General features: G+C 34.6%; 10 protein-coding genes and 1 tRNA gene. 3 read left to right on the top strand and 8 right to left on the bottom strand.

What is annotated here, in order from left to right; all coding sequences use genetic code 11:
- The first annotated feature begins 40 nt into the window (after nucleotides 1-40).
- Nucleotides 41-2,395: a type VI secretion protein gene (locus ABWU28_RS01915; protein ID WP_353275482.1), complete on the top strand. Its 2,355-nt coding sequence runs from the start codon at nucleotides 41-43 to the stop codon at nucleotides 2,393-2,395.
- The gene (locus ABWU28_RS01910; RefSeq protein WP_353275480.1) at nucleotides 2,376-5,264 is read left to right on the top strand and encodes a hypothetical protein; all 2,889 of its coding nucleotides are present in this window, start codon (nucleotides 2,376-2,378) and stop codon (nucleotides 5,262-5,264) included. The genes ABWU28_RS01915 and ABWU28_RS01910 overlap by 20 nt, the downstream gene beginning before the upstream one ends.
- A gap of 244 nt (nucleotides 5,265-5,508) precedes the next feature.
- Here the strand turns inward: ABWU28_RS01910 and ABWU28_RS01905 are convergent, their stop codons facing one another.
- From ABWU28_RS01905 to ABWU28_RS01870, 8 genes are all read right to left on the bottom strand, one after another.
- Nucleotides 5,509-6,537 (bottom strand): ankyrin repeat domain-containing protein, encoded by a 1,029-nt coding sequence (locus ABWU28_RS01905; RefSeq protein WP_353275478.1) that lies wholly within the window; start codon nucleotides 6,535-6,537, stop codon nucleotides 5,509-5,511.
- 91 nt (nucleotides 6,538-6,628) lie between these two features.
- The gene (locus ABWU28_RS01900; RefSeq protein ID WP_007302062.1) at nucleotides 6,629-7,408 is read right to left on the bottom strand and encodes an SDR family oxidoreductase; all 780 of its coding nucleotides are present in this window, start codon (nucleotides 7,406-7,408) and stop codon (nucleotides 6,629-6,631) included.
- A gap of 5 nt (nucleotides 7,409-7,413) precedes the next feature.
- On the bottom strand, nucleotides 7,414-8,058 hold the full coding sequence (locus tag ABWU28_RS01895) for an alpha/beta hydrolase (RefSeq protein ID WP_052264810.1): 645 nt from the start codon (nucleotides 8,056-8,058) through the stop codon (nucleotides 7,414-7,416).
- 97 nt (nucleotides 8,059-8,155) lie between these two features.
- Complete coding sequence (locus ABWU28_RS01890) at nucleotides 8,156-8,521, bottom strand: hypothetical protein (RefSeq protein WP_006014880.1); 366 nt, start codon at nucleotides 8,519-8,521, stop codon at nucleotides 8,156-8,158.
- A 94-nt stretch (nucleotides 8,522-8,615) separates the two neighbouring features.
- Nucleotides 8,616-10,412, bottom strand: a complete 1,797-nt coding sequence (locus tag ABWU28_RS01885; RefSeq protein ID WP_264376616.1) for an aminopeptidase P family protein — start codon at nucleotides 10,410-10,412, stop codon at nucleotides 8,616-8,618.
- 1 nt (nucleotide 10,413) lies between these two features.
- The gene (gene mnmG, locus ABWU28_RS01880) at nucleotides 10,414-12,462 is read right to left on the bottom strand and encodes a tRNA uridine-5-carboxymethylaminomethyl(34) synthesis enzyme MnmG (protein WP_007302065.1); all 2,049 of its coding nucleotides are present in this window, start codon (nucleotides 12,460-12,462) and stop codon (nucleotides 10,414-10,416) included.
- A gap of 89 nt (nucleotides 12,463-12,551) precedes the next feature.
- Nucleotides 12,552-13,082: a hypothetical protein gene (locus ABWU28_RS01875; RefSeq protein ID WP_007302066.1), complete on the bottom strand. Its 531-nt coding sequence runs from the start codon at nucleotides 13,080-13,082 to the stop codon at nucleotides 12,552-12,554.
- 147 nt (nucleotides 13,083-13,229) lie between these two features.
- Nucleotides 13,230-13,305: transfer RNA gene (locus tag ABWU28_RS01870), tRNA-His, on the bottom strand.
- A gap of 131 nt (nucleotides 13,306-13,436) precedes the next feature.
- On the opposite strand from ABWU28_RS01870, the gene murJ reads away from it, so the two are divergent.
- Nucleotides 13,437-14,933, top strand: coding sequence for a murein biosynthesis integral membrane protein MurJ (gene murJ, locus ABWU28_RS01865; protein WP_026097235.1), 1,497 nt, complete (start codon nucleotides 13,437-13,439; stop codon nucleotides 14,931-14,933).
- Nucleotides 14,934-15,018: the final 85 nt, after the last annotated feature.

The following is a 15,018-nucleotide window of genomic DNA, read 5'->3' as shown; positions in this document are numbered from 1 at the left end:
GTTTTTTAATTATCTTTTTATTGAATACACATAATGTTGTATGCAACCAAAAGTACCGGCCACTAGCTCTAATTCTGAAAAAAAGAACAATTTAGCGTTACTAGAAAGTATTAATTTAGATTTTATCCCTTATGCTTGCCACTACGATGAAGAAACTATACTAACAAAACAGGGGGAATTGTTAAAAATAATCAAGTTAGAAGACTATTCTTCAGTTGATAACTATGGTGATCTTAGAACTGAAATTAGAAAAAGTATATCAAAAAATATCCAGAGTTTATATTTTACAGTTTGGATTCACACTGTCCGTAAGCGCAATAAACTGAGCTTACAGTGGAATAAAACTGCAGACTTTTCCGATCAGCTACACTCAACGTGGTTTAATAAACTAGTTGATAGTAAACTACAGTATATAAATGAGTTATACATTGTGGTGTTACTTAGTGATTTTGGCAAACATATTAATAATGCATTTTTTTTTGGCAGGATAAAGAATAGGCACAAGTTATTTTTACAAAAAAATCATCAAGAATTACAAAAAATAACTGACCTGATTCAAAAAGATTTAGAACCTTTTGGAGCTAAAAAACTGGGCCTTAGGTCTAGTGAAGGCAAAATATATTCTCAAATGATGGAATTTCTCCATTACATTATTACATTAACGCACAAAGATTATCCAATATGTGAAAGGGATCTATCGCAGCATGTTAAAAATTTAAAAGTAGCTTTTGGTTTCAATAAATTTCAAACATCGTTTGAAGGTCAACAGAAGTTTGGTTCTATTTTTTGCATAAAGGAATATCGAGAAATCCCCTTAGAAAATATAGATAGGTGTTTGCAACTTGACTCTGAGCTTATCATCACAGAAATAGTAATATTTACTAGTAATAATAAAGCAGTAAAAGAATTCAAAAAACAAATTAATATACTGCAAATCAGTGAGGACAATACCTTACTTCAAAACTCAGGAATAAATGAAATAATAGAGCTTGAAAAAATTTCTGCTATGGATTTTTGTCAACAGAAAATTATTGTTACAATCTTTGCAGATGATAAGAATAGGTTAGCTAAAAATATCAGCGATTTATCCTCTGTAATGTCGTTAATCGGGTTGATGATGTTTAGAACTGATCTGCACATGGAAAATCATTTTTGGGCACAGCTTCCTGGAAACTTTGCTTTTGTTACACAACCAAAAAATATATTAGAAAAATATGCTTGCAGCTTTGCTATGTTGCATGATTTTACATCAGGTACGTTAAAAGGAGGAAGATGGAAAGAAGCAGTAACAGTTTTTTTTTCAAAAAAAGGCAGTCCTTACTTTTTTAACTTTCATGGAAAGAAAAATAATGGTCATACCACAATACTTGGAGCTCCAAATTCAGGTAGAACCTCACTGATCAATTTCTTACTTTCGGAATCAAGAAAATTTAACCCTAGGATTGTTATATTGGATAATACTGGAAAATCAATAATATTTACTAAAGCAGTAAGCGGCCAATATTACATAATTGATCCAAAATATAAAGATAAAAGTCTAAAATTTAACCCACTGAACATTGAAGATAGTGCTTCTAATCGCAATATGCTTGTTGAATTGATCAAAAGGATGGTTGCAGATGCAAGTTTGGTAGACGTAGAAGAAAAGACAAAAAAAATTGTAGATTCTATATTTGCTATACCAAGAGAATCGCGATCTATTTCTCAAATTTCTGAAGTGCTTTTACTTCTTGGAGGCAAAATAAGTAAATGGTGTGGTGAAGGTGAATTTGCTTACTTATTCCAAGATGGTGATGAGTCAGACATTGACTGGGGAACAAAAACTATATCCCTCAATACTGCAAATCTCACTAAGCAAAAAGAATGTATGTCCGTGATACTTTACTATTTCTTATACTCTTTCGAAGCAAAATGTGATGGCTCACCTGCAATACTTGTTTTGGATGAAGCATGGGAGATAAGTAATATTTTTCCTACAGAGGGAGAGTTTGACGACTGGATGCAAAGAATGACAAAGTTAAATGTTGTAGTAATTCTAAGTACTGAAAACTTAAACCTAGCATTTGCTAGCAAGTTTACTCAATATTTAGATAAGCATGTCGATACGAGAATCCTGATGCCGAACATAAATGCAAACAGGTTATACATGAAAGCATTTTCTCTGTCGAAAGAGGAACTGAATGTCATTTTGCAAACACCAACACAGGAAGGTTTATTTTTGATAAAGCAATACAAAGGTTTAGTAACTTTAAATCTAGATTTGAAGAATATGAAAGAAATACATGTACTTTCAGCTAATAAAGAGACTATAAAGTATATGTATGAAGCAATAAAGGAAAAAGGCGAAAAAGTGAGTAAGTGGTTACCGGCGTTCTATGAAAAATGTAAAGCTTAATTTTTTATTGATATTCTCCTTGATATTTTGTCTTTCTTATCAAGGATATGCTGATTGTCCGCCTCTTGTAGAGAGTAATACTACACTTGAAGCTGGAGGCAAAAAAGCTTTGGAGGGTTTTTTAGCAATTTTTACTTTTGGTACTAAAGGTAGTTTTAAAGTTGATGAAAAGCTATACCAATATATTACAGTAAGACAAGTAAAAGACCAAGGAATTGATGGTTATTTTAATCCAAAGATTCAAGTCTGTGATTATGAAGGAAAAGATAATTGTTATATATTACCTAGTGGAACATCCTGCCGCCAGATATATGGTACACAAGATACAGGAGGTGGAGTCTCTGCAGCAGTGTTTATTGATTGGGAAGGAGATAAAACATCTGTTAATGCAAAAATAGCAGATAGTCTTGAGTGGGAATGGGCAGACAATGTTACTGATGAAGAAAAAACGAAGTTTGCTAAGTCTCCTAAAATATGTGCTTGTAGCCAAAAAGGCGCTTGTATGGGTAGTTCTGCATGGTTTTCAAGAGTGCTTCAGGGAGAAAATATTTTCCGTCCAGGGGATATGGAAAACGTTTGTGATACTTGTTCATCATGGAATAAAGGAAAGCAAAAGATAAAATGTGCTCCTGTACCACTTGCACCTGGCCCCCCTCCATTTTGTGAACAACTTGCAATGTCACCTCCACAAGTTAGAATTGTTCCTATAACAAATGAAGAAAATGATTATTTCCATCCAAGAGTTGGAGTCATTATTGGTGAGCTGAAAGAAAGAAGGGAGCTACCTTTTCCGCGCGGTTTTTCAAATAGTGAGAATACTCCAATTTATCCATTTACTATTAAAGATACTATCCATTATCTCAAAACCTATAGAAAAAAAGGTCAGCTCTGCGCTGAATACTATGGTACTGAGGAAGAAGAGTCCGAAAGAAAATTACAATTTCCTGCTCGCTGCTTCCCAGCGCCACCTGCTCCAAAGATTGAAGAAGTGAGCATACCAAAGCCTAATGAGGGTAAAGGCGAAAATACGCTAAAAGTAAAAATGAAGATGAGTGAGAACGTTTGTACTTATGACGCACGTGGAACTCACAGTAATGGCATCTGTACTTTTTATGTTAATAAAAATTCTCCTACATATGTTGGCCATCTACCTTTAAAAGTAGTAAAGCCAGCAATAGTGGCAAAAACAACTGATAGCAGTAACAGTAAAAGCGACATCGATAGCGTAATAGAAGGTATATTAAAAAATAATTCGCAATTTGAAGTTCTAGAAAAATATGGGTATGTTCCCGATATCGAAGCAGAATGTAAAGAGCTTCAGAATGGTAAGTGCAAACTAGATGGCTCAGGATATCCAAAAGTAGAAATAAAATATAAAGAAAATCCTAAAAGTAAAATGCTATGCCTTTCTGGTTGGCAGCCAGAACCGGAGGAATTCGTTCTTGAAAAAGGAAGTGAGCTAATATCACTGAAGTCAATGAGAGCAAGCTATGCTAAACACAATACTGTTTACTCGAAAGAATCAAATCAATCTTATTATTTTCCTTGCAAAAAAGGGGGAATTATTGAATTAGTTGATGTTTTAGCAAAGCCACAAGATGCACTGAATGAAATAATATTTAATAAAAAAGGATATATTTCCATTCCTGCTGAAAATAAGTCTAGAGATAACTGCATGGCAAAAGAGGATAAAGAGGTAGATACAAAACAAAATTGTGACAAATGCAAAATAGTATATGAGTTAACAGATGGAAAGTATGAAGAAAAAAACTGTAATCACGGTGATGATGGTTGCCTCTGCTTTGATGGAGTATGTAGTCGCTCAACACAGTATGTAGATAAGAATGATAAACTATTTTACTTAAGATATGAGGAAGTGGATTGCAAGGATAAGGATGGTAAAACAGTAAAAAACGAGAAAGGTGAAATACAAAAGTGCACACAATTAAAAAATCAACCGATTAAAGAAAATAGAACAGAAGTCTTTTTTGCTGATAAATTATGCAGATTCGATTTAGATGGTTTAAAAAAGAGATTGCGTGAAATAATAATAGCACAATTGAAACATAAGAAGAAGATTATTGAAGACAGGGATCAAAAACTTTATGAGCTTGGAGATGGCTATACAGATGATCTGTCAATGTATGATTACGTTGAAATAGAAGCATGGGGAGGTGGTGAAGCTGGTCATATAGCTGATAAAGCTCAGTCTACTGTAAGTAGACTAGGAATGCCAGGTGATTACATTAAAGCTAAACTGAGAGTCAACCCTAGTTATCCATATATTAAAGTAAAAGTGACAGAAGGAGGTGGTGGACAAGAAGATGATGAATCTAACAAGGATGGGGGACCAACTTTAATAAAAATGTGCAGAGACTCTTCAGAAACAATTTGTAAAGATTTAATTACTGTTGCAGGCGGAGGTACATACAGAACCTATGGGGGAAAGAATTACAAAGATACAATAATTCATGAACAAAGTTTAAAATTAAAAGAAGAAATTAAGAAAGGGGACAAGCTAAACTCTAGTAAAGATAATAAAATAGCATATATAGAAAATGGTGAGATTGGGTATAAAGATGTAACAAAATGTAGTAAAAACTACGTGAATAAAACATATGGTGCTGGTGGTTGTATCAACGAAAGCAGCAAAAGTTATAGCAAGGGCGCTCCTGGTTACGCAAACATTAAACCTATATTTGAGGAAATTAATGAAAAAAGAGTAAAAAAAATAGATGATGCTATTGAAAAAATGATACAAAATCCAGATGACATCACAGGTATTGATGATTCCTTAATAAATAAACTTGATAAAAAGATTATTGATACAATTAAAGAAGAAATTAGAAAAGAATTGTTAGGTCTATAGTCAAAGAACCCTGATGGTTGCAAATGGGGTAAAGTCGAATTTACATCACTGAGACAGATGCATGTCAAACCAGTGTTTCTTTTCTTGTATCTCAGTTCCCATAATGTCATCCCAGTGCGTGACACCATTTCTTTCTAGTGCTTCCTTCCTTGTCATCACAGCTTCCATAATGTCATTCGAGTAGCTGACACTGGAATCCATGTAAATTTAACTGGACGCCAATGTCACAAACTAGTTTTCTCATCTATCTTATTTTGCTACTCTGCTGAACAGATACGTCAATTTTATCTACTGATGAGCTAGGTTTGTTGTTCTTCACATGTTGTGACAAAAGCTCCTTAACTCCTTTTTTCACAAGAAGTACTGAATTTGTATCCTTTTCAAGCATAAAAACTGTAGAGTTTTCAATTATCTCAGCTATTTGTAAAGGAGTATCTCCTGAATAGTTTTTAATATTAGCATCAGCTCCTTTTGCTAATAGTAATCTTGCTATTTCTTTGCGGCCTGTTATAGCTGCTATATGTAGAGGTGTATTGCCAATCTTATCGCCAATATTGACATTTATTCCTTCTATACTAAGTAATAACTCAACTATTTTCTTATGGCCATTCTTGATAGCTACACTTAAAGGATCTCTATCGACATTACAGCCATTGACCTTAGCACCATTATCAAGAAGCAACTTGACTACTGCTTCATGCCCATTCTGAGCAGCTAGATACAAGGGTGTGACATTATTTTTTTTATCTACTATGTTAACATCAGCATTTTTTGTGCTAATTAATAGTTCAACTATTTCAGTATGTCCGTTCTGAGAGGCTAAGTACAGAGCTGTTATACCAAATTCATTGTCTTTAGCATCAATCTCAATTTCTTGAGTATTAAGTAACACCTTTACAACTTCTACAAGTCCATTTTGAGCAGCAATATGTAAAGGTGTCTTACCATCAGTACAGTCTTTTATATTGGGATCAGCTCCCGCTTTAATTAACTCCTCTACTATAGCTTTGCTTTTAGCTACAACAGCAAAGTGTAAAACTGTACTGCCTTTAGTAGTTCTTGCATGAATATTAGCTTCTTTACTGATTAGTAACTTTACTACGTCTAAATGTCCTGAATAAACAGCAAAATGCAAGGCTGTAAATCCTTTTTTATCCTTGATATTGATATCAGTTTTTACATTAAGTAATAACCTAACTTCATTTATGTTACCATTATAAGCGGCTTGATGTAATAGAATATTTTCAACCGGGAGCGATTGAGTGCTGAACATATTTACCTCTATATAATAGTATGCCTAGTGGTACTACATCAAAACAAGGAACATTCAAGAAAAATTTTTTGCATCTGGCAATCTATTTTCTCTATTCTAATATATACAAACTCTTTAAACCCACCTTGTAATCAGGATAAACTAGAGAGACACCAAGGTCTTTTTTAATTTTAGTATTGCTTACTTTTTTTGACCCTAAATAAAAACCCCGTGCGTAATTTGGTACGGAAGAAATCTCAACTGGCTCTGGAGGGCTAATATTGAGAAGCTCGGCTGCATACGTGACCACTTCAGATTGCGTAGCAGGTAAATCATCTGCACAATTGTATATCTCATAAGGCTTTATATTTTGCATGGAAGAAAATAAAATATTCGATATATCTTCAACATGAACACGAGAAAAAATTTTTTTCACATTTCTTGCTTTGCCAAGCTGCAGGTCAATTAGCGCATTTCTACCAGGACCATATATCCCAGCCAAACGAAAAATATGTACAGGCAATTTGCTACTTAGCCACTTCTTTTCAGACTCAAGGCGCTTTTCTCCTCTAATTTCTATAGGCTTTGTTTCAGATTCCTCATTCACCCAATTACCACAGTGGTCACCATAAACATTAGTTGCAGACAGATAACCAAGCCATTTAATATTCTCCAGACAATGACCGTATCTCTCCATAACATCATCGCCGTCTGGAGGAATAGAAACTAAAACATGTGTTACGCTTTTAAGCAGATCTTGATCAACCTTTTCATAATCAAAAAGTTGTATATCTTTATTTCTTGATGTACCGTTAACTTTCCAGCCTAAATTTAGCAATTTTTTCGATAGAAATTTAGCTACATATCCGTAACCAAAGCAAAACAAGTGCATGGAAATTAATTTCCAAAATTTTTCTTGATAAACTCAACCCCTAACCTTATTCCTTCTTCATTAATAATATGGCCTAATCCATGAATTGGGTATCCTTGAGCGTTTACTCCATTTTCTTTCAGAGCTTTAACCGCTAAATCAAGGGAAGAAAAAGGTACCACATCATCAGCTTCACCATGAATAACACATATGCTGGGTTTTGATTTGATCTCCGGTGCAATTTTTGAAGGTGAAAGAAACCTACCAGAATATGCAACAACCGATGCACAAGACTGAAGCCGGGTAAGAGCCACATGTATTGCAAGCATTGCCCCTTGAGAAAATCCAACTAAAGAAAGCTGAGTATCTTTTAAATTAAGCTCCTTTAATTTTGTATCAATAAAATGATTTACAATTGATGCAGCATTTTTCACCCCATTATATAGTGCTTCTTCACTACGATCCTCTAAACTAAACCACTGATAACCATCACCTATTTCCCTCTCAAACGGAGCATTCGGTACCACAAAACATGAATCAGGCAAAAACTTGCTCATAACTTTAGCAAGATGCACGAAATTATCGCCACTTGAGCCCCAACCATGAAAAAAAATAATCAAATTTTTCTTATTTCCATTTGGGCAAATTTCTTGGCTTTTAAGTTCAATCATCTCTTCATCCCTTTATGTTTATATTTAACTCTATGGTAATACTAAATTTGAGGAACAAGACCTCACTACTGCTATAGCTCTTTGATATGAATAAATACTACTTAGCTTCAACTTTCTCTATCAATTTCTTGACCAAGCCTCTCAATCTTCTGCTGGAATCATCAAGCTCTTGAATTTGTGAAGCATCTTTTCTCATGAGCTCTTTGTGATTACTCTTTATGTAATCATACATTTCCTTCATCTGAGCAATCATCTTGTTGATATCCATACCACCCATATCAGGTATCATGCTAGGCATATTTCCTTCTAGCATACCGCCAGCCATAAGTTGCTGAGACATTTGCATGAATGGCTTTAAGGTCTGTTGAAGCAAATTAGGGTCGCTTGCCAATTTTTCTATTTGCTCTTTGCAAGTATCCATGTACTGCTTCATAAATTCATCATCTTGCACTTTATCTGTCATAATTACACCTATTTGAAACTAATATTATATATTGTTTTTAATTAAAAACAATACAAGAACAACTATATTAATACTTGATTAAATGACAAATTAACTATTTTAAAGGTTCACATACTCTCTTTAACCATTCCTTATCTTTTATGCCATTTTCTATATTTTTATAAACAAATTGGTGATAGCTATTTATCCATTTAACTTCATCTTCAGTAAGCATTTGTATATCTATTAGCTTTTTATCATAAGGAACAGAGGTCAATTGTTTAAAGCTTAAAAAGACGTTTTCTCGCCTTTCAATATACATCAGATTCTCAATTCTTATTCCATACTTTCCTGGAATATAATAACCAGGCTCGTTAGAAAGTATCATGCCTGGAATGAGTTCCACTTTATTTCCTCTTGATATTGTTTGCGGTCCTTCGTGTACCGAAAGGTAACTTCCTACTCCATGTCCTGTACCGTGCATGTAATCCATTCCAAATTTCCATAAATGTATACGCGCTAATATGTCCAATTCTCCACCAGTAGTGCCAGAAGGAAAGACCGCACTTGCTATCGCAATGTGAGCTTTTAATACTATTGTGTAGTGAGCTCGTTGCTCATTGGTTGGACTACCAATTGCTATAGTTCTTGTAACATCGGTTGTGCCATCAAGGTACTGACCACCAGAGTCAATTAAATACAGCCCATCTTCTTGAATGACTTTATTTGTCTTATTGCTTGCACGGTAATGAATGATTGCTCCATTCTCGTTGAATGCTGAAATTGTTGGAAAACTCGGTTGCTTAAACAAATTCTGCTCTTTTCTGTATTCTAAAACTTTTTCTTCAGCTTCAAGCTCAGTAATTTCACTGTCAATATTGTTTTCAAGCCAATATAGAAAATTTATAACTGCTACTCCATCTTTGATGTGCGCACTTATAGCTCCAGTTATTTCAGTTTGATTTTTTACTGCTTTGTGAATCAAACAAGGATCCTCCTTCTCAATTATCTGCTTATTTTCTATTAGACCTCTTTCATTACTTATTGTCATCCCAGTTCTTGACACTGGGATCCATGCTTTTTTATTTCTGGTCAAGCACTGGAATGACACCGAAGCTGATTTTTCATTTAAATAATGGTTATACAAGGGATCTATTGCATTCATAATGCTCATTGGAGTCGTGCTTGGATCTATCACCACCAAATTTAACTTATGTAGTGAATTTTCTAGCTCACTAATATCAAAAACATTTATATGGTTATCAAAATTTGCTTCTATAGTTGAATGTTCTTTATCTTGAATAAATAAATCAACATTGGCATTTTTATACAATATAGCACGACCCAATATACAAGGAGTATATTCAGAACTTTCATTTCTTAAATTTAATAACCACGAAATTGAATTTGGATCAGTCAGAAGCACTGCTTCAGCCTCTATGTTTTTAGCTACTCTTTCACATTTATCCTTACCACTCTCACCAGATACATGTGAGACTATTGTTTGTGCTTTATGACTACTATCTTTTTTAATTAAGTATGGTACTAGTTTACAAATGCCTTCATATTTTCTTATGTCCTTCATAGTAAAATATTGCGGATAGTAACCCAGTGAGGTAGTCAATGTTAAGTTTGCTTTTACCCATTTGTGTGGATCCTCTTCTTGTATATTATATACTCGAAAACTGCCCTGATCGAGCTGACTGCGAGCTTGTGTGATATAGCGTCCATCTGTAAAAAATGGGCACTTATTACTCTTTGTAACGATAAGTAGCCCATTTGTTCCCGTGAAGCCACATAACTCTGCTAACTCTTTTGAATATTCATTTAAATACTCGTCTTTAGTATTCAACATAAATGTATCAACATTTATTTCGTGCATAAAAGAGCGAAATTCTTCGATTTTTGACATGTTACGCAGAATTAGCAGCTATTTTCGTTTTCTTATTCCTAAGGTACACTAATATGCTAACTATCGCTGCTGGAGTGATACCTTGTATTTGCTTCGCAATACCAATTGTTGCTGGCTTTATTGACTGCAACTTTTCTATCACTTCAGTTGACAAGCCTTTAATCTGTGAGTAGTTGAAATTAGTTGGAATTTGAGTATTAACTTCCTCTTGTAGAAACTTCATATCTGCTTCTTGTCTTACTAAATAAGGCTTGTATTTTGCTTCAATTGCAACTGCTTCATATATTTCATTCTTGGCTATGCTATCAGTTATAGTGTTATTCCAGCACATGACGCTGGAATCTACATTTTTTTCAGTGTCAACTGCATCCATTCCATCATCATTCAAGTACTGGATCCCAGTGTCAGCTACTTGGATGACAGGAAGAGGTGCTTTGGCGTTATGCAAGTAGCTGACACTGGATCCCATGTTTAACTCTGGCCATATTTCTCGTAATTTATTCCAGTCAATATTTGGATAACCGAGCAAATCTAATGCTGTTTTTCTTATTCCATCATAAGATATTTTAATGCCATAGGACCTGAGCTGCTCAGGAGTAATTGTTAGGCTCTCTAATTTCTCCTCAAGTTGCTTAATGGATTTAAGTTTACCCTGCAAAACAGAGTATCTCTCATGCGACACAAGAGAGATGTCATAACCTTTTTGTGTCAATCTTCTATCTGCATTATCTGACCTGATTGCCAGTCTATATTCTGCACGCGAGGTAAATAATCTGTAAGGCTCGGTAATTCCCTTAGTGACCAAGTCGTCTATCATTACACCGATATATGAGTCTGTACGATGAAGAACAAAACTTTTTTGAGATAAAGAGAGTGCTGCATTGATTCCGGCAATAATTCCCTGCCCAGCTGCTTCTTCATATCCAGTGGTACCATTAATTTGACCAGCAAAATATAGTCCTTTAACTTTCTTAGTTTCGAGAGTATGAAATAGCTCTCGTGGATCGATATAATCGTATTCAACTGCATATCCAGGTCTTAATATTTCTGCATTTTCAAGCCCTTTTATACTCTTTATCATTTCATACTGCACTTCGATGGGCAATGAATTTGAAATTCCATTTGGATATATAGTGTTATCATCAATCCCTTCTGGTTCTAGAAATATTTGGTGATTATTTTTTTCTGCAAATTTTTTAACTTTAGTTTCAATTGATGGGCAGTATCTTGGTGCAATAACGTTATCTAAATATGAAGAAGCTGATCTGTGAAGATTCTCTCGAATTACTCTGTGTGTATGTTCATTAGTATGAGTAATAAAACATGAAACCTGAGGCTGGTTAATTTTCTCTGTAAGATAAGAAAATGGTGTAGGTGGATTGTCACCCACTTGTTCTTGTAATACCGACCAGTTTATAGTGCCACGATCAAGCCTCGGTGGAGTTCCGGTACGTAACCTGCCCAGTTTAAAATCATACTTCTTTAGCGTGTTTGCAAGCTCTATTGCAGGTTTATCTCCTATTCTTCCAGAAGGAGTTGTTTGCTCTCCTATATGAATCACACCACGTAAAAAAGTCCCTGTAGTCAAAACAACTCTGCTTGTCAGTATACGTTCACCTGAGTCTGTTATTACAGCTTTTATATAAGATTCTCCATTGCTATCACTTTCGATAAGAAAATCGTCAACTGACTCTTCTTTTACTGTCAAGTTGTTATAATTTAGAATAATTTCCTGTATTGCTTTTTTGTATAATTTTCGGTCTGCTTGTGCACGTGGGCCCCATACTGCTGCGCCTCTGCTGCCATTTAAAACGACCGAGTGTATGCTTGCTCGGTCGATAGCTCTCCCCATTATTCCATCAAGGGCGTCTACTTCTCTAACTACAACACCCTTTGCAACTCCTCCAATTGCTGGATTACAAGACATCTCTCCTATAGTTGAAATTTTGTGAGTTATAAGTAGCGTGCTTGCACCAAGACGTGCTGCAGCTGTAGCTGCTTCACACCCGGCATGACCGCCACCTACTACCACTACGTCGTACTTATGCATCTTCTTGAGTAATTCCTAATCTATAATATTCCAACTATCAGTGATTGATGTCAAATTTTACAGATTCCAGTGTTACAAACTAACTTAGCTCAAATTATCGTCTCTTTTACAGAAGAAACTTTTTCAACTGTAGGAGAGGTAATACGCTCATCCACTTCTTCTTCCTGAGATATTCTAACAAATGTAGAATCTGTAATCGAAGTTGCACTTGCTGCAAATGTAATTGCTGCTTCATCTGCACAATGCACTAAAGATGTGGCTACATAAACCCCCATAATTGTTGCTATTAGCCCTGTTATTGCACTTACTAAGATAATCACTGTTACTACTGGGTTAGGAAGAACAGCAATCACACTTGCATTAAGCACTGCCCCAATCATAGTACTTATAGGTATAGCCATACCCAAAAAAATTGCTATTTTTCCATGATCTTCCTCAATAGGATCTCTTTTGCAAAACTTATATAGCAAACATCCTACGTGCAAAACCGCAATCAATGCTAGAGCCATAGAACCAGCAATTGCACCTATGGCTAAAGGTGATGAAGTGTCAAAACTCAACCACCAAGCTAATATTCCTAGTGCTGACACTATACTATAAGCTAACAAACAAATATACATACAATCCCTCTCACTAATTAATAGGCATCATTTTTACTCTAAATTGCAAACTTCCCCTCCACCATCTAAATACTAGAGCAACAAGGAATGCTAACGGCCGTGCAAAAATATCTAATGTTTATATTTATGTAAAGTGAAAATTTTGAGTGGGGCGAGCGACCAGGATTGAACTGGCGACATTCAGTACCACAAACTGACGCTCTACCAACTGAGCTACGCCCGCCAAGATATAAAATTTTTAACATACGAGCACAAATAGTCAATTAATTATTTAAGTTACCTCCTTTTGCAGAGGGTTTTAAATATTTTCATTCATGCTTTTATCATTATACTCAATCGTATTGACACCATGATATGTTTAAAAGTATTTTCACATTTAGTTTTTTTACAGCTATTTCAAGAATCTCAGGGCTAATAAGAGATGTATTGATTGCTACGGTTATTGGTGCAACCTCTCTTGCAGATATATTCTTTTCCTCGTTTCGCTTTGCTAATTTATTTCGATCGTTTTTTGCAGAGGGGGCATTTACTACCTCATTCATACCATTATACTCTGCAGAGTCATATGATAATAAAAAGGCATTTAATTTCGCAAGTAGTGTAATATCCATTACGTTTATTATTCTAGTAATTTTTTGCCTTATCACACAAACCTTCTTCCCTTACATGATCAAAATCTTCACTCCTGGATTTGACCAAAATAAATTTACCTTTACTGTAACTTTGTCGAAAATTATGATGCCCTACATAATCTTCGTGTCAATCGCATCACTTATTGGTGGAATGTTGCAAGTAAAACAGCATTTTGCTTCAACAGCTATTTCACCAATCATTTTGAACCTCTGTTTAATCATCAGTTTGTTTTTACCTTACATTGAAACACCGGCTCATAACCTTTCTATAGCCGTCCTGATTGGAGGGATTTTGCAGCTACTTTTAATAATATTTAGTGCATACAAATTAAAGGCTTTCTTTTCTTTTAGTTTAGAATTAAGTAACGAAGTGAAGTTGTTTTTCAAGCGTGTAATACCTGCAATTATCAACAATTGTGTAATACAAATAAGTGTATGGATTGACACAATCATGGCGAGTTTTATACCAAATGCAGTTTCTTATATATATTATGCCGATAGACTAAATCAACTACCGCAAGGAGTAATTGGCACTGCAATTGGTACAGTACTTCTTCCTATGATTTCAAAACGAATAAATGATACTGAGAATATAGTCAAAATACAGAACAAGGCCCTTAATATAGGGTTAATATTAATTATGCCAATAACTGCTGCTTTTATCATTATTCCTGACATGATTTTACTTACGCTTTTTTCTTACGGCCGATTTGATTATTATGCAGTGCAGCAAACTGTTCCTACATTAGTAGCATTTTCTCTTTCTTTACCCGCATTTATTATAAATAAAGTATTGCTACCCACATTCTTTGCTAGGGGAAAGCTAAAAATACCAACTATGTTCTCATTAACGTGCCTTGGAATTAACGTAATACTAAATCTCCTATTAATGAACAAATACCAACATATAGGAATTGCTATTGCTACTTCCATTTCCACTTGGATAAATTCTATTTTATTGATTAATTATTTAACAATAAATAAGATGTATAAGCTTAGCCAAGCATTATTACTAAATATTGTAAAAATTCTCACTGCAACATTGGTTATGTCAATAGTTCTTTATCTCTCTAATTACTTATCAGCAGGGTTGTTTTTCGATAGAGGGCTAGCTCGTATTGTTTATTTAGTAACTTTAATAGCTTTGAGTGTTATTATTTATTCTAGCACTCTTTACCTGATTTTTAGAGGAAATTTGAATAATTTGAAATATGTGTAAATTACACCCTTTGTATTGCTATATGTCATTTCAGCTACTATTCCAATATCCACTTCTTTCATCCCATAACCTATTCCTGTCATCC

This window comes from Wolbachia endosymbiont (group B) of Pilophorus perplexus, from assembly GCF_964028155.1.
Taxonomy (GTDB): Bacteria; Pseudomonadota; Alphaproteobacteria; order Rickettsiales; family Anaplasmataceae; genus Wolbachia.
The sequence above is the reverse complement of the archived record's forward strand: the minus strand, read 5'-3'. Positions and strand labels throughout refer to the sequence as shown.